This is a genomic window from Rossellomorea oryzaecorticis, from assembly GCF_045897515.1.
Classification (GTDB): Bacteria; Bacillota; Bacilli; order Bacillales; family Bacillaceae_B; genus Rossellomorea; species Rossellomorea enclensis.
Map to the genome: position 1 here is coordinate 73,802 of NZ_JBJOSA010000012.1, position 15,987 is coordinate 89,788.

At 45.8% G+C, this 15,987-nt stretch carries 10 protein-coding genes; 9 read left to right on the forward strand and 1 reads right to left on the reverse strand.

Annotated elements, in window-relative coordinates:
- Positions 1 to 31 precede the first annotated feature (31 nt).
- On the reverse strand, positions 32 to 271 hold the full coding sequence (locus ACKA06_RS14390; protein WP_032087769.1) for a DUF2627 domain-containing protein: 240 nt from the start codon (positions 269 to 271) through the stop codon (positions 32 to 34).
- Between the two features lie 141 nt (positions 272 to 412).
- Between ACKA06_RS14390 and ACKA06_RS14395 the strand changes: the two genes are divergently transcribed.
- The 9 genes from ACKA06_RS14395 (at position 413) to ACKA06_RS14435 (ending at position 15,881) form a co-directional block, all read left to right on the forward strand.
- On the forward strand, positions 413 to 2,479 hold the full coding sequence (locus tag ACKA06_RS14395) for a sigma 54-interacting transcriptional regulator (protein ID WP_411159952.1): 2,067 nt from the start codon (positions 413 to 415) through the stop codon (positions 2,477 to 2,479).
- Between the two features lie 137 nt (positions 2,480 to 2,616).
- A complete protein-coding gene (gene yqiS, locus ACKA06_RS14400; RefSeq protein WP_058298091.1) occupies positions 2,617 to 3,522 on the forward strand; it encodes a phosphate butyryltransferase in 906 nt (301 codons plus the stop codon).
- A 48-nt stretch (positions 3,523 to 3,570) separates the two neighbouring features.
- Positions 3,571 to 4,665, forward strand: a complete 1,095-nt coding sequence (gene bcd, locus ACKA06_RS14405; RefSeq protein ID WP_032087771.1) for a branched-chain amino acid dehydrogenase — start codon at positions 3,571 to 3,573, stop codon at positions 4,663 to 4,665.
- A 145-nt stretch (positions 4,666 to 4,810) separates the two neighbouring features.
- Positions 4,811 to 5,917: a butyrate kinase gene (buk, locus tag ACKA06_RS14410; RefSeq protein WP_032087772.1), complete on the forward strand. Its 1,107-nt coding sequence runs from the start codon at positions 4,811 to 4,813 to the stop codon at positions 5,915 to 5,917.
- Between the two features lie 19 nt (positions 5,918 to 5,936).
- The gene (gene lpdA / locus ACKA06_RS14415) at positions 5,937 to 7,361 is read left to right on the forward strand and encodes a dihydrolipoyl dehydrogenase (RefSeq protein WP_411159953.1); all 1,425 of its coding nucleotides are present in this window, start codon (positions 5,937 to 5,939) and stop codon (positions 7,359 to 7,361) included.
- A gap of 243 nt (positions 7,362 to 7,604) precedes the next feature.
- Complete coding sequence (locus ACKA06_RS14420) at positions 7,605 to 8,603, forward strand: thiamine pyrophosphate-dependent dehydrogenase E1 component subunit alpha (RefSeq protein WP_058297705.1); 999 nt, start codon at positions 7,605 to 7,607, stop codon at positions 8,601 to 8,603.
- 13 nt (positions 8,604 to 8,616) lie between these two features.
- Positions 8,617 to 9,600 (forward strand): alpha-ketoacid dehydrogenase subunit beta, encoded by a 984-nt coding sequence (locus ACKA06_RS14425; RefSeq protein WP_032087775.1) that lies wholly within the window; start codon positions 8,617 to 8,619, stop codon positions 9,598 to 9,600.
- Between the two features lie 42 nt (positions 9,601 to 9,642).
- On the forward strand, positions 9,643 to 10,971 hold the full coding sequence (locus tag ACKA06_RS14430; protein WP_411159954.1) for a dihydrolipoamide acetyltransferase family protein: 1,329 nt from the start codon (positions 9,643 to 9,645) through the stop codon (positions 10,969 to 10,971).
- A 551-nt stretch (positions 10,972 to 11,522) separates the two neighbouring features.
- Entirely contained in the window at positions 11,523 to 15,881 is a 4,359-nt protein-coding gene (locus tag ACKA06_RS14435) for a S8 family serine peptidase (protein WP_411159955.1), read from the forward strand.
- The last annotated feature ends 106 nt before the right edge of the window (positions 15,882 to 15,987 follow it).

A 15,987-nucleotide genomic window follows, 5' to 3' on the forward strand; every position in this document is an offset into this window, starting at 1 on the left:
CAGAATGATAAAAAGCCAGCGTAATGTCACGCTAGCTTTTTTTATTGAATCGATCCTGGACTTTGTTTCTCTTCTTGTCGCGATGCAGCACAAACCCTGCAATGAACCCAAGGCCTGCCAGGAAGAGTACCAATCCTATAATAAATTGCAGCCACAAAAACGGGATTGGGGGCTGCAGGATGCCGAAAAGCATATCTCTCATCAATTTGATGCCAAGTGCTGCCAAAGCACCAGGTACCAGCATGATAATCAGTGCAATGATCCGTACCATTATGGACATAACTCCTTTTTATCTCACTACTAGAAATTCTAACTTCATCTGGAAAATTGTCAAGCAGTTCTGAGTCATGTAAAATAAATATAAATCAAACATGAAATGAATTGCATATATCCACTTTTGGGGTGAAAAAAATTGCAAAAGGTTTTAATTATCGGCGGAGGGAAAGGCGGCACAGCAATCCTGAAGATCCTCCATGAAGTTTCTTTAATGAAAGTGATCGGAATAACCGATGTGAATGAAAGTGCTGCTGGCCTGAGGCTGGCTGAAGAGTGGGGCATCCCCACAGGGAAGGACTGGAAGTCGTTCCTGGATGATTCGATCGACATTGTGATTGAAGTGACGGGGGACCGGCAAGTGTTCGAGGATGTCAGGGAAGAACGGGGCAGGAATACAGTGCTCATTCCCGGAAGCGTAGCGTTTCTCATATCCAAACTCCTTGAAGAAAAAGAAGACCTGATCGGTCAGTTGACGAGCGAGTCTTTTAAACGGGATCTTATTTTTAATTCGACTGATGACGGGATGGTTGGCATCGATTCCAGAGGTACCGTCATGTTGTTCAATAAAAGTGCCGAACGGATGATAGGCCTCAGCAGTGATTCGGTGATAGGGAAACATATCAATGAAGTGATTCCTGAAAGTAAGCTCACGACGACACTTGAAACGCGCAGAACTGAGATCAATAAGGAAGTTGTCCTCAAAAACGGCCTGAAGATAATATCTAACCGTATCCCCATGATTACTGAAAACGAGGAAGTCATTGGGGCATTCACGGTCTTTAAAGATATTACGGAAGTTGTAAATCTGGCTGAAGAAATTACAAATTTAAAAGAAATCCAGACGATGCTTGAAGCGATTATTCATTCAAGCGATGATGCTATATCTGTGGTCGACGAAGAAGGTAAGGGGATCATGATCAACCCTGCATATACAAGGATTACCGGGCTCAGCCGGGATGAAGTGATCGGCAAGCCTGCCACCGCTGATATTTCGGAAGGGGAAAGTATCCATCTGAAGGTCCTTCAGACAAGGAGGGCGATCCGTGGAACGAAAATGAGAGTGGGGCCGAAGCGAAAAGAAGTCATCGTGAATGTCGCTCCCATCATCGTGAACGGGAAATTGAAAGGGAGCGTCGGCGTCATACATGACATGTCGGAAATTCAGTCGCTTACTCAGGAACTGGACAGGGCGAGGAAAATCATCCGTACTCTCGAAGCTAAATATATGTTTGAAGATATCATCGGCAAGTCTGATGAGATGCAGATCGCCATTGAGCAGGCGAAACTCGGTGCGAAAACACCTGCGACCGTGCTGCTGAGAGGGGAATCGGGTACCGGGAAGGAATTGTTTGCCCATGCGATACATAATGCAAGCGACCGTAAATTCAATAAGTTCCTTCGTGTGAACTGTGCCGCATTGTCTGAGAGTCTCCTTGAAAGTGAATTATTCGGTTATGAAGAGGGTGCCTTTTCCGGTGCGAAACGGGGAGGGAAGAGGGGTTTATTTGAAGAAGCCGACAAAGGCAGCATCTTCCTGGATGAAATCGGTGAGCTCAGTGCCAATACTCAGGCGAAGCTACTAAGGGTCCTTCAGGAGAACGAAATCGTCAGGGTAGGAGGGACGAAAAGCATCAGCATCAATGTAAGGGTGATTGCTGCAACCAATGTCAACTTAGAGAAAGGCATCGCCGATGGATCCTTCAGGGAAGATTTATATTATCGTTTGAACCGGATGCCCATCCAGATACCGCCGCTCAGAAACAGAAAAAGCGACATCCCTCTCATTTCAGAAGGCCTGATTACAAAGCTGAATCAGGATTACGGAAGAAATGTAGAAGGAATAACAGAAAATGCGATAAAGAAACTGATGGAATATCACTGGCCAGGCAATGTAAGGGAGCTTGAAAATGTACTCGGCCGTGCGATGATCTTCATGAAATATAATGAAACGATCATCGACTTGAACCACCTTCCCTCGCTGGACAGCAGCGTGAAAGAAGCCGGAAAGAAAAAAGAAGGTGGAGTGCCGTCTGGGAGAGATTTAAATTCCCAGCTTGAGGAATATGAAAAAAAGATAATTCAAGAGGTTTTAGAGCAGAATAATGGTAACAAAACAGCTGCTGCAAAAATATTGAATGTTTCAGTGCGAAACTTGTATTACAAGCTTGAAAAATATAACATTGAAATAAATAGCATGAAATAAATTGCATGGTGTGAATTTTTTTGCATGGTTACAGTTGCTGAAAATAAAGCGTTTTCAACATTTGAAAGTTGGCACGCTTCTTGCAAGTAAGTAGAGTGGGAACAAATTTTTTATTGAAAGGGTTGAAATTTACCTTCATGAATCTTCAGTCTTTAGTGGAAAAAGCAACCCAAACAGAACATTCTGTAGTAGCAGTGGCAGCTGCAGAAGATAAAGAAGTACTTGAGGCTGTCGGTATGGCAGCCGACAAAAATATGGCCGAATTCATTTTGTTTGGAGACAAAGAAAAGATAGAAGCCATTATAGAAGAAAGCGTGCCTGGGATAAAATCGCATGATGCGGTAAAAATCAAGCATGCAGCTTCACCGCAAAAGGCAGCTGAGCTTGCTGTGAAAGCGGTCAGGGAAAACGAAGCAGATGCCCTGATGAAAGGGAATGTCCCTACCGCAGTCATTCTGAAAGCTGTGCTGAATAAAGAGTGGGGCCTTCGAACAGGAAATGTATTATCGCATGTCGCTGCGTTTGAAATACCTGACTTTAAGCAGCTTGTGTTCGTTACAGATGCGGCAATGAATATCACTCCTGATTTGAACCAGAAGGCGCAAATCGTAGAAAATGCCGTCAGAACAGCCGCTGCGATCGGTGTCACCACGCCTAAAGTCGCTCCGCTCGCTGCAGTTGAAACGGTGAATCCCGCCATGCAGGCCACCCTTGATGCAGCAGCGCTCACCGCAATGAATAACAGGGGGCAGATCAGAGGGTGCATCATAGATGGGCCGCTGGCTCTTGATAATGCCATCTCGCACAAGGCTGCTGAACACAAAGGAATTCAAAGTGAAGTAGCAGGACAAGCAGATATCCTGCTCGTCCCGAATATTGAAACCGGCAATGCACTGTATAAATCACTGATTTACTTTGCAAAAGCCAAAGTGGGTGCCGTGATCGCCGGTGCTAAAGCACCTATTGTGCTGACATCCAGAGCAGACAGTGCGGAAAGTAAATTATACTCACTTGCACTCGCAATCTGCTCTGCTTCTAAATAAACCATTTATCAAACACTAACTAGTAATGATCCTGGGGAGGAAATTCAAATGAAAATATTCAGCTATATGGAAAAGTATGATTATGAGCAATTAGTATTCTGTCAAGACGAAGTATCAGGATTGAAAGCAATCATCGCCATTCATGATACAACACTCGGGCCTGCTCTCGGCGGAACCCGTATGTGGACGTATGATTCGGAAGAAGCGGCAATTGAAGATGCCCTTCGCCTGGCAAAAGGCATGACTTACAAGAATGCCGCAGCCGGACTGAACCTCGGCGGTGGGAAAACGGTTATCATCGGAGATCCTCGCAAAGACAAAAATGAAGAAATGTTCCGTGCGTTCGGACGTTATATCCAGGGACTAAATGGCCGCTATATCACAGCCGAGGATGTAGGGACCACTGTGGCAGATATGGATCTGATCCATGAAGAAACAGATTATGTAACGGGTATTTCACCTGCATTCGGTTCTTCGGGCAATCCTTCACCTGTAACGGCATACGGTGTGTACCGCGGCATGAAGGCAGCAGCTAAAGAAGCATTCGGCACGGACTCGCTTGAAGGAAAAACGATCGCTGTGCAGGGTGTAGGGAATGTTGCTTACAACATGTGTAAACACCTGCACGAAGAAGGAGCGAACCTGATTGTTACGGATATCCATAAAGAATCCGTTGATCGCGCTGTAAACGACTTTGGAGCAAAAGCAGTAGATCCTTCAGAAATCTATAGTGTTGACTGTGATATCTTTGCTCCATGTGCACTTGGCGCCATCATCAATGATGAAACCATTTCCCAGATCAAGGCCAAGGTCATTGCAGGAGCGGCGAATAACCAACTGAAAGAAACCCGTCATGGTGATGCCATCCATGAGATGGGCATCGTATATGCACCTGATTATGTCATCAATGCCGGCGGTGTAATCAATGTGGCAGATGAACTTTACGGTTATAACAGCGAAAGAGCGATGAAAAAAGTGGAGCAGGTCTATAACAATGTTGAGCGCGTCATCGAGATTGCAAAGCGTGACAACGTTCCGACATATGTAGCCGCTGACCGCATGGCGGAAGAACGAATTGAAAAAATGCGCCGTTCAAGAAGTCAATTCTTACAAAACGGGCAGCATATTCTGAGCAGACGCTGATAAACAAACAAGGACGCTTGACTTCTCCAGAAGTGAAGCGTTTCTTACCTGATATAAGGGATTGATGGGAACAAGGGGTTATCTGTCATAGGGGGATATTTCAATACAGGAAAATAAAACAGCTACCCAAATGGAGGTAACAGCAGTGCAGGAAACAAAACATCGAATTTTAGTCATAAATCCCGGATCGACATCAACAAAGATTGGTGTTTTCGATGATGACCGGTCCATTTTTGAAAAAACGATCCGTCATGAAACGGAGAAAATAAATGAATTCCCAAATATCATCGATCAATATGAATTCCGTAAAAACACGATTCTCCAGACGCTTGATGAAGAAGGCATCAACATCAGTAAATTAAGTGCAGTCTGCGGACGCGGCGGTTTATTAAGACCGATTGAAGGCGGGACATATTTAGTCAATGATGAAATGCTGAAAGATTTGAGAGAAGGATTTTCAGGTCAGCATGCTTCTAATCTTGGCGGAATATTGGCTTTTGAAATTGCATCGGGACTGAATATCCCTTCCTATATTGTCGATCCAGTCGTTGTGGACGAGCTTCAACCATTGGCAAGGGTCTCCGGTTTTTCCTTGATTGAAAGAAAAAGCATATTCCACGCTTTGAATCAAAAAGCAGTGGCCAGAAGAGTGGCAAAGCAATTAGGGAAAAAGTACGAAGAACTTAATCTGATCATCACGCATATGGGAGGCGGTATCACGGTCGGTGCCCATAAAAGCGGAAAAGTGATTGATGTGAATAACGGACTGCATGGGGATGGTCCATTCAGTCCTGAAAGGGCGGGTACAGTGCCTGCCGGCGATTTGGTCGATCTCTGCTTCTCGGGAGATTATTATCGGGATGAAATCATGAAAAAGCTGGTCGGCCAAGGAGGACTTGTAGGATATCTCGGAACAAATGATGCCGTCAAAGTAGAGAAGATGATTGAAAAGGGCGATGGCAAGGCCCAGGAAGTTTATGATGCAATGGCCTATCAAATCGCAAAGGAAATCGGTTCTGCAAGTGCCGTTCTGAACGGAAAGGTCGATGCGATCGTCTTAACGGGGGGACTTGCGTATGGCAAGGATTTCGTCAAGGCAATCAGTGAACGCATAAATTGGATAGCTGATGTCATCATCCATCCAGGTGAGAATGAGCTTCAGGCGCTGGCTGAAGGTGCTCTCAGAGTCCTTAAAAATGAAGAAGACCATAAAGAATATCCCGGAACAGTAAAAGAAGAAGCAACAGTATAAGTTTGAGGAGGATGCAGCTTTGGCACAAGAATATGATTTAGTCATTCTGGGCGGGGGTACGGGCGGTTATGTCGCCGCTATCCGCGCATCACAATTAGGGTTGAAGACAGCTATCGTTGAAAAAGGGAAACTTGGGGGTACTTGTCTCCATAGAGGATGCATTCCGAGTAAAGCACTTTTACGCAGTGCGGAAGTTTATGCCACTGCGAAACACAGTGACAGCTTCGGTGTGAAAATCAACGGTGTGGAACTTGATTTCGAGAAAGTCCAATCCCGTAAGAATGGCATCGTCGAACAGCTTCATAAAGGTGTTCAGCACCTGATGAAACAAGGAAAAATCGATGTTTTCGAGGGAATCGGACGCATTCTTGGCCCATCTATTTTTTCTCCTATGCCAGGTACGATTTCGGTTGAGATGAACAATGGCGAAGAGAATGAGATGCTGATCCCGAAAAATGTAATCGTAGCAACAGGTTCGCGTCCTCGTTCCCTGCCGGGGCTGGATATCGACGGTGAATATGTTTTATCTTCAGATGAAGCGCTGTCACTTGAACAGCTGCCGAAATCAATCATCATCGTCGGCGGCGGTGTGATCGGTATCGAGTGGGCTTCCATGTTATCCGACTTTGACGTTGAAGTGACGGTAGTCGAGTACGCTGACAAAATCGTACCGACTGAAGATCATGAAATTTCAAAGGAAATGCAGCGATTAATGAAGAAAAAAGGCGTGAAAATCGTAACAGGTGCAAAAGTACTCCCGGAATCCCTGCAAAAAGGTGACGGAAATGTAACGATCAATGCTGAACATAAGGGCGAAGAGAAGTTATTCACTGCTGAAAAAATCCTTGTCTCTGTCGGCAGGCAGGCAAATGTAGAGGGAATAGGCCTGGAAAACACCGACATCAAAATAGAAAAAGGCTTTGTTGAAGTAAATGATTTCTTCCAAACGAAAGAATCACACATCTACGCAATCGGTGACGTCATCGGCGGTCTGCAGCTGGCTCATGTTGCTTCTCACGAGGGCATCACAGCTGTTGAGCACCTGGCCAATGAGAAACCGCAGCCGATTGACTACTCATTGATTTCAAAATGCATTTACAGCAATCCGGAAATTGCGAGCGTCGGGATGACTGAACAAGAGGCCAAGGAAGTAGGCTTCGAGCTGAAGGTTGGGAAATTCAGCTTCAGGGCAATCGGGAAGGCTCTTGTTTATGGTGAATCTGATGGTTTTGTGAAGATCATTGCCGATAAGGATACAGATGATATCCTTGGTGTCCATATGATCGGTCCTCATGTGACAGACATGATTTCCGAAGCTGGACTTGCAAGAGTTCTTGACGCAACCCCATGGGAAATCGGACATACCATCCACCCGCATCCTTCTCTATCAGAAGCGATAGGGGAAGCCGCATTGGCAGTGGACGGAAAAGCGATCCATTCTTAAAACAAGGATGTTTCCAAAAAGTTTGTTGCTTTTCGTAAATAGGCTTCCAGCCTGTATATAGATTGTGGACGTGCTCTTTTCGAAATCAAGCTTAAATAAGAGACGGGCAGAAAACCCGAAAATACCCAAGTTCCGGTATTTTCTTATGTGTAAAGCAGAAAAGTATGAGAAAAGAGCCTAAAACATAGAGGGGGATTTCATTTCCCTCTCATAAAGACTTTAACCCGCAGGAGGTAAAATGATATGGCAGAGAATCGTCATGAAGAATTAGGTCTCTCTAATGAAAAAGTATTAGAAATGTATGAAACGATGCTACTTGCTAGAAAAATTGATGAGCGTATGTGGTTATTGAACCGTTCCGGGAAAATCCCATTCGTCATCTCATGTCAGGGGCAGGAAGCTGCACAAATCGGGGCAGCCTTCGCATTGGATAAAGAAAAGGATTATGTCCTTCCATACTACCGTGATATGGGTGTTGTGCTGACATTCGGCATGACGGCTCAGGAATTGATGCTTTCTGGATTTGCCAAAGCTGAAGATCCAAACTCAGGCGGACGCCAGATGCCTGGTCACTTCGGTCAAAAGAAAAATAATATCGTAACCGGGTCTTCACCTGTTACGACACAGGTCCCGCACGCAGTAGGAATTGCACTTGCAGGGAAAATGGAAAAGAAAGACCTTGTCACCTTCGTAACGTTCGGTGAAGGTTCTTCAAATCAGGGTGACTTCCATGAAGGTGCTAACTTCGCAGGGGTACATAAGCTTCCGGTTATCTTTATGTGTGAAAACAATAAATACGCAATCTCTGTTCCAATTGAAAAGCAATTGGCATGTGAAAATGTATCAGATCGTGCTATCGGGTACGGAATGCCAGGATACACGGTTGATGGAAATGATCCTCTGGAAGTATACAAGGCAGTTAAAGAAGCGGCAGACCGCGGCCGCCGCGGAGAAGGCCCTACTCTGATCGAAACGGTTTCTTACCGTTTGACTCCTCACTCTTCAGACGATGATGATCGAAGCTATCGTTCTCCGGATGAAGTGGCAAAAGCAAAAACGAACGACCCGATCATTACATTCGGTGCTTATCTGAAAGAGACCGGCGTAATGGATGATGCTCTTGAAAAAGAAATCAATGACCGCGTGATGAAGCAAGTGAACGAAGCAACAGATTATGCAGAAAATGCTCCATATGCCGACCCTGAATCGGCAATGAAGTTTGTATACGCAGAAGAGAAGTAAGGGGGAATAGACTATGCCAGTAATTTCATACATTGATGCCGTAACTATGGCGATTAGAGAAGAAATGGAACGGGATGAAAAAGTATTCGTACTTGGTGAGGATGTTGGGAAAAAAGGCGGTGTATTCAAAGCGACTCACGGGCTGTATGACCAATTCGGCGAAGAGCGCGTAATTGATACTCCACTTGCAGAGTCAGCCATTGCAGGTGTCGGGATCGGTGCTGCGATGTACGGTATGAGACCGATTGCCGAAATGCAGTTTGCGGATTTCATCATGCCGGCCGTAAACCAGATCATCTCCGAAGCGGCCCGTATCCGTTACCGCTCGAATAATGACTGGAGCTGTCCGATGGTCATCCGTGCACCTTACGGGGGCGGAGTACATGGAGCTTTATACCACTCGCAATCCGTTGAAGCAGTATTTGCCAATCAGCCTGGACTTAAAATCGTGATGCCTTCGACTCCTTATGATGTAAAAGGATTGTTGAAAGCGGCGATCCGTGATGAGGATCCGGTTCTTTTCTTCGAGCATAAACGTGCCTACCGCTTAATCAAAGGCGAGGTTCCTGAAGATGACTACACGCTTCCAATCGGGAAAGCGGATGTGAAACGGGAAGGTGAAGACCTCACTGTCATCACATACGGACTATCCGTCCACTTCGCACTCCAGGCTGCAGAAAAGCTTGCCCAGGATGGAATCGAAGCTCATATCCTGGATTTAAGAACGATCTATCCACTGGATAAGGAAGCCATCATCGAAGCTGCTTCTAAAACCGGTAAAGTACTGCTTGTAACCGAAGATAACAAAGAAGGAAGCATCATGGGTGAAGTATCAGCCATCATTGCAGAAAACTGCCTGTTCGAACTTGACGCACCGATCAAGCGGCTTGCCGGACCTGATATACCTGCAATGCCATATGCTCCTACAATGGAAAAATACTTTATGATCAACCCGGACAAAGTAGAAAAAGCAATGCGAGAGCTCGCAGAATTTTAATCCAACAAACATACTGAAAGCAAAACGTTAGGAGGGTTCCTCATGGGTATAGAAAAAATGAAGATGCCGCAGCTGGGGGAAAGTGTTACAGAAGGTACAATCAGTAAATGGCTCGTATCTCCCGGCGATACTGTCAATAAATATGACCCGATTGCAGAAGTGCAGACGGATAAAGTAAATGCCGAAGTGCCATCATCCTTTACAGGTACGATAAAAGAATTGATTGCTGATGAAGGAGATACATTGGAAGTCGGGGAGATCATCTGCTCGATCGAAGTGGAAGGAGGCGGCTCTGCGCCTTCGGAAGACGCTCCGAAAGAGGAAAAGAAGGAGACTGCAGGTGAGAAATCATCTCCGGCACCTGCCCAAAACAAAGCGCCGAAGAAAGAAGCCGGAAATAAGGCGAGATATTCTCCGGCCGTATTGAAGCTTTCCCAGGAACACGATATCGACTTGAATCAGGTGGATGGCACAGGAAGCGGCGGCCGCATCACCAGAAAAGATCTCAAGAAAATCATCGAATCCGGAAATATCCCTAAAGCCGGCGATGCATCTGAAACACAACAAGCGGAAGCACAGGCACCACAGCAAGCTCCTGTAAAAGAACAAGCTCAGCCTGCAGTGGCTGCGAAGCAGGCAGCACCTGCACCGAATGTACCGGTCATGCCGGGAGATATTGAAATACCTGTTACAGGTGTCCGTAAAGCCATCGCATCCAATATGGTAAGAAGCAAGCATGAAGCTCCACACGCCTGGACGATGATGGAAGTGGACGTGACAAACCTAGTGGAATACAGGAACTCACTCAAAACTGAATTCAAACAGCGCGAAGGCTTTAACTTAACATTCTTCGCTTTCTTCGTGAAAGCTGTGTCCCAGGCACTTAAAGAGTTCCCACAGATCAATTCAATGTGGGCAGGGGATAAAATCATCCAGAAGAAAGACGTCAATATCTCGATCGCTGTAGCAACGGACGATGCGTTATTCGTTCCGGTCATCAAAAATGCAGATGAAAAAACGATCAAAGGCATTGCACGTGAAATCACGGACCTTGCCGGAAAAGTGCGGAGCGGCAAGCTGAAGTCCGAAGATATGCAGGGCGGCACCTTTACAGTGAATAATACCGGGTCTTTCGGCTCTGTCCAATCAATGGGTATTATCAACTATCCTCAGGCCGCCATCCTGCAGGTCGAATCGATTGTCAAACGTCCTGTCGTCATGAATAATGGCATGATTGCAGTCCGTGATATGGTGAATCTGTGTATGTCACTCGATCACCGGGTGCTTGACGGCCTTGTTTGCGGAAGATTCCTCCAGCGGATCAAAGAGATTCTGGAGAATACTTCTAAGGAAAATACGTCTGTATATTAATATTCGGGATACTGCTTTTTTACAAGGCAGACCGGCATGGAAAAAGGACTGACCTGAGCGGTTAGTCCTTTTTTCTATTACCTTGAATCAGCTTATTTTCCTATTTATGGTACTTGATAAAATGAAAACACGGGACAATCACCCTTAATATTCCTGGAAGAATAATCCTTCTAAAAAATTACATTTTTTCGTAGTGCTTTATCAGGGTAGGGAAGCCGAGCATAAAACCGCTATGACCCCTATTCCTTATTTTTTAAAATCGAAATTTTCATTTTACCCAAACCCCTCCCAATGACCCCTGTTTTTCTACCTGAAATAAAAGAATATGCCTGAAGTTATGGAATATATGAGTCTTTCATCCTTTCAGGAAAAAAGAGGAATCAGACCATTCGTTCATTTTCCGAAAATTCAGATTAATAATGACAAAAAGTTACAACATTTTACAATTAACCTTGGTTATCTTTGGTGTAACACCTACATTTTACCAGGTGATTCTATATGAGGAGGTGGATTTTTGAAGGAAACATCAATATAATCCGGGAGGGAATTAAATGAGGGGAAGAAGTAAGAGAAAGTGGTTCTCAATCGTATTGACCCTAGTAATGTTCATTCCACTAATGTTTCCATTCAACTCTAACGCAGCAAGTACTTCGATGCCGACTGTAGCAAAAGGAAAGGCTTCTACGTCGGTGAATGATACTGCAAAAGTAAGTCCGCAATCGAAAATCACATCAAAGCTCCAAGATCAATTCAAGAAAGATAAGCACGTCACATACTTAGTGAAGTTCAAGGAGCAGGTAGACACTAAGGGCGTAGCAAAAAAAGCGGCTGAAAAAGCCGAGAAACAAAAGCTTACAGCTAATAATAAAAAGTTGCTGAAGCGTAATATGGTTGTTTCAGAGCTGCGTTCCACTGCACTTGAAACTCAAGCAGAAGTACAAAAATACTTAAACAAAGAGAAAAAGAGCGGTGCCGTCAAAAACGTGAAGGATTTCTACGTAGTCAACGGTATGGCAGTCACAAGTACAAAAGAAGTCATGGAAAAAATCGCTCAATATCCTGAAGTAGCGAAAATTCTTCCGAATGAAACCCGCCAGCTCATCCAGCCGGTAAAAGCAGATGGCTCTGCAGCCACCCTGGATGTGAAAAAGGCTGAAAAAGCGGACAATAAGCCGGCTTCAATCGAGTGGAACCTCGAGCAGATCGGTGCACCGGCCGTATGGGATATGGGAATCGACGGTGCCGGTACGGTAGTCGCATCCATCGATACCGGTGTTCAATGGAATCACCCGGCATTGAAGGAAAAATACAGAGGGTTTGATCCTCAAAATCCTGATACCCCGGATAATGAGTTCAACTGGTTCGATGCAACAGCAGGCCAGGGCACACCTTATGATGATCAAGGACATGGTACACATGTAACTGGTACAATGGTGGGTTCTGAACCAGATGGAAATAATCAGATCGGTGTTGCTCCTGGAGCGAAGTGGATTGCGGTTAAGGCATTCACTGCCAATGGAGGAACAGATGTTGACTTATTGGAGGCAGGTGAATGGATTCTCGCCCCTACTGATGCAGAAGGGAATCCGCATCCTGAAATGGCTCCGGATGTAGTCAATAACTCTTGGGGAGGCGGACCTGGCTTAGATGAATGGTACCGCGAAATGGTTGCTGCATGGAGAGCAGCGGAAATCTTCCCTGAATTCTCAGCAGGAAACACGACTTTATTCAACCCGGGTGGACCAGGTTCGGTAGCGACACCGGCAAACTATCCTGAGTCGTTTGCTACTGGTGCGACTGACAGCAGCAATCGCCTTGCGAGCTTCTCTTTACAGGGACCTTCTCCATATGACGAAGTGAAGCCCGAAATTTCAGCACCGGGCGTGAACATCCGTTCATCTGTCCCTGGCAGCGGTTATGAAGGCGGCTGGAACGGTACATCAATGGCAGGGCCGCACGTATCGGCTGTAGCCGCACTGTTAAAGCAGGTTAATTCTGATTTGACAGTCGATGATATCGAAGAAATCCTGACGTCTACAGCAGTACCGTTGACTGACGGCACATTCCCTGAATCCCCGAATAACGGTTATGGCCATGGGCTTGTGAATGCATTTGATGCAGTCTCATCAGTCATGAGCGGAATAGGTAAGATTGAAGGAAATGTATCGAAAGAAGGAGATGACTCGGAAGCTCCTGAAATCTCCCACGATGCTCCGGCGGAGGCATTCAAAGGTATGGAGCTGCCTCTGCAAGCGGATGTAAATGATAATATCAGTGTCACAAATGTATCCCTTAGCTATCAAAAAGCTGATGGTGAGTGGGTTACCGTTGATGCTTCAAGAACATCCGGCGATTATACTTCCGGAACTTACGAAGCAGTCATTCCGGGTGCGGATCTGACCGGTGACGAAGTGAATTATAAGTGGACTGCTGCTGACTACGGCGGAAATGAAGCCGACAGTGATACGTATACAGTAGCTTTATTACCGGGTATCACAGTTGGATATGAGCAGGACTTTGAAACAACTCCTGCCGGCTGGACTTCATATGGAGAAGCAAACAGCTGGGAGTGGGGCGTTCCGACTACAGGACCTGGCAGCGCAGTATCCGGTGAAAAAGTATATGCAACGAATCTTGATGGGAATTATGATAATCGCGCGAATATGTCCCTGCAGATGCCTCCGATCGACCTGCCGGAAGGGAACAGCTTCCTTCAGTTCAAGCAGTGGCATGAACTTGAAAGAAACTACGATTACGGTCACGTATTTGTCTCAACAGACGGAGAGAACTGGACTCAGGCTCTGCGTGTAAATAATGTGACGGACGGCTGGATCGACGGCGAGGTAGACTTAAGTGAATATGCCGGCCAGCGTGTTTATGTGGCATTCAATGTGACGACGGATGGAAGCGTCGTGAAACAAGGATGGTATCTGGATGATGTGAAATTGAGTGCAGAATCCATTATGCCTGCAGGCAAAGCAAAGTTAGGTTTAAAGTCTAAGAGTGACAGCTCGGCTTCGGTTTCAAAGAAACCTAGTGTGAATCCTAATAAGATTGAAATGGCTGAGCCTGCCAAGAAAGAAGCCCCTGTGGAAGGCAACTCTCCTGCTCCGGTATTATTACCGCTGCAAGCAGAGGTTACTGTGCTTGAAACTGGACGTTCTGCTTATACGAATCCGGCAGATGGATCTTATCAAATGACCCATGCTGCAGGAGAATTTACACTACAGGCTTCAACTTACGGGTACAGATCACAGACACAAAGTGTCACAGTGGAAGCCGATGAAACTTCAACAGCGAACTTTACGCTGGAAGAAATCCCGCGCGGAACTGTTTCGGGTGTTGTGACCAACCAAATGACAGGCGAACCTGTCGAAGGTGCGACAGTCTTCTTGATGGAAGATGCCGTGGTAACTCCGGTTGAAACAAATGCAGACGGTGAATACGAACTCGAAGCTTATGAAGGTGAATATACGCTCAAAATCGTTGCACCTTACTACTACAGCCAAGAGGTGAGTGTGACCATTGAAGGCGGGGAAGCTGCTGAAGCGGACGTTTCCCTTGAGCCATTCATCGGCTACCCTGGTGAAATCGGTTACGATGATGGGACAGCTGAAAATGCACGTGCCTTCTATGATGCAGGTAATGGGTGGGCCGTTAAGATGTCACTGGAAGAAGGAAACGATTCAGCAATGGTAACCGGAGGTCTATTCCGATTCTGGGATACAGAATGGCCGGTACCGGGCGGAACTGATTTCCAAGTGGCAATTTACGACGCTTCCGGAACTGACGGGGCACCAGGTAAGAAGCTCGCAGGTCCATTTGATGCAACTGCTTTAAGAAATGGCGAATGGACGCACGTCGATCTTAGTGAACACGGAATCATGGTCGATGGAGACTTCTATATGGTCTACATCCAATCTGCCCCTAACCCTAACGCACCTGGATTAGGTACAGATGAAGACGGTGAATACGCTGCGCGCAGCTGGCAGCTGGTCGGGGGAGCATGGTCGCCTTCTCCAGAAGATGAAGGAAACTATATGATCCGTGCAACAGTGAATTACGAAGTGACTGCACCAGTCATCACTTCACCTAAAGACGGTTCATATACGAAAGACGAATCGGTCACCGTTGAAGGTACTTCAGCCCCTACCACTACCGTCCATCTATACAATGGGGACGATGAAGTGGCTCAAGCTGAAACGGCTGAAGACGGTACATTCTCTGCAAATGTTACCTTGGATGACGGGGAGAATGTCATTACGGCAAAAGCTGCAACAGAGCAGGGTATGACGGGGGCTTCCGAACCTGTTACGATCACGCTCGATCAGGTGAAGCCGGAACTCGCCATCACTTCTCCTGAAGAAGGACTGAAAACAAATCGCGAGGCCATCACGGTAAAAGGAACCATTAACGAGGATCACCTTGCATGGGTGAAAGTGAATGGGGAAAAAGCAACTGTGAAAGACGGCGAATTCAGCCACAGACTTCTTCTGGACCAGGGAGAAAATGTCATTCAAGTTGTTGCAAAAGATAAAGCCGGCAACAAAAAGAAGAAATCGGTAACGGTATTTGCCAAGTTCGGCGACATTGAAATCGATAATCTTCTTCCGGCTGAAGATAAAGAATTGAAAAAAGGTGAATCGGTAAAAATCGAATTTGACAGCGAACCTGGATTGGATGCAACATTCGCCATCCACATGCCGCTGACGAATGCAGGAGGACAATTGACGAACGCAACTGAACTTCCGATGATGGAAACTTCTGAAGGACATTATGTAGGATACTACACGGCAACGTCCAATGTGAAAGCACCTGGGGCCGTGGTTGAAGTCAAGATCTCTGACGACTTCGGAAATGTAACCACTAAACGTGCAGAAGGAAAGCTTTACATCAACGCTAAAAAATAAAGAATCAAGAAGGGGGAAGAGCCGGCATGCCGGCTCTTCTTTTTTCTGATATTAATGAAGAATTGAAGAAAAGAGATTTTTTTTATATACTGAAATAGTATTAAAT

What these genes read in the sequence shown, in the direction of transcription:
- ACKA06_RS14390 (WP_032087769.1), bottom strand. Translation starts at nt 271, where the DNA reads ATGGTACGGATCATTGCACTGATTATCATGCTGGTACCTGGTGCTTTG.
- yqiS (WP_058298091.1), top strand. Translation starts at nt 2,617, where the DNA reads ATGAATCTTCAGTCTTTAGTGGAAAAAGCAACCCAAACAGAACATTCT.
- bcd (WP_032087771.1), top strand. Translation starts at nt 3,571, where the DNA reads ATGAAAATATTCAGCTATATGGAAAAGTATGATTATGAGCAATTAGTA.
- ACKA06_RS14420 (WP_058297705.1), top strand. Translation starts at nt 7,605, where the DNA reads ATGGCAGAGAATCGTCATGAAGAATTAGGTCTCTCTAATGAAAAAGTA.
- ACKA06_RS14425 (WP_032087775.1), top strand. Translation starts at nt 8,617, where the DNA reads ATGCCAGTAATTTCATACATTGATGCCGTAACTATGGCGATTAGAGAA.
- ACKA06_RS14430 (WP_411159954.1), top strand. Translation starts at nt 9,643, where the DNA reads ATGGGTATAGAAAAAATGAAGATGCCGCAGCTGGGGGAAAGTGTTACA.
- ACKA06_RS14435 (WP_411159955.1), top strand. Translation starts at nt 11,523, where the DNA reads ATGAGGGGAAGAAGTAAGAGAAAGTGGTTCTCAATCGTATTGACCCTA.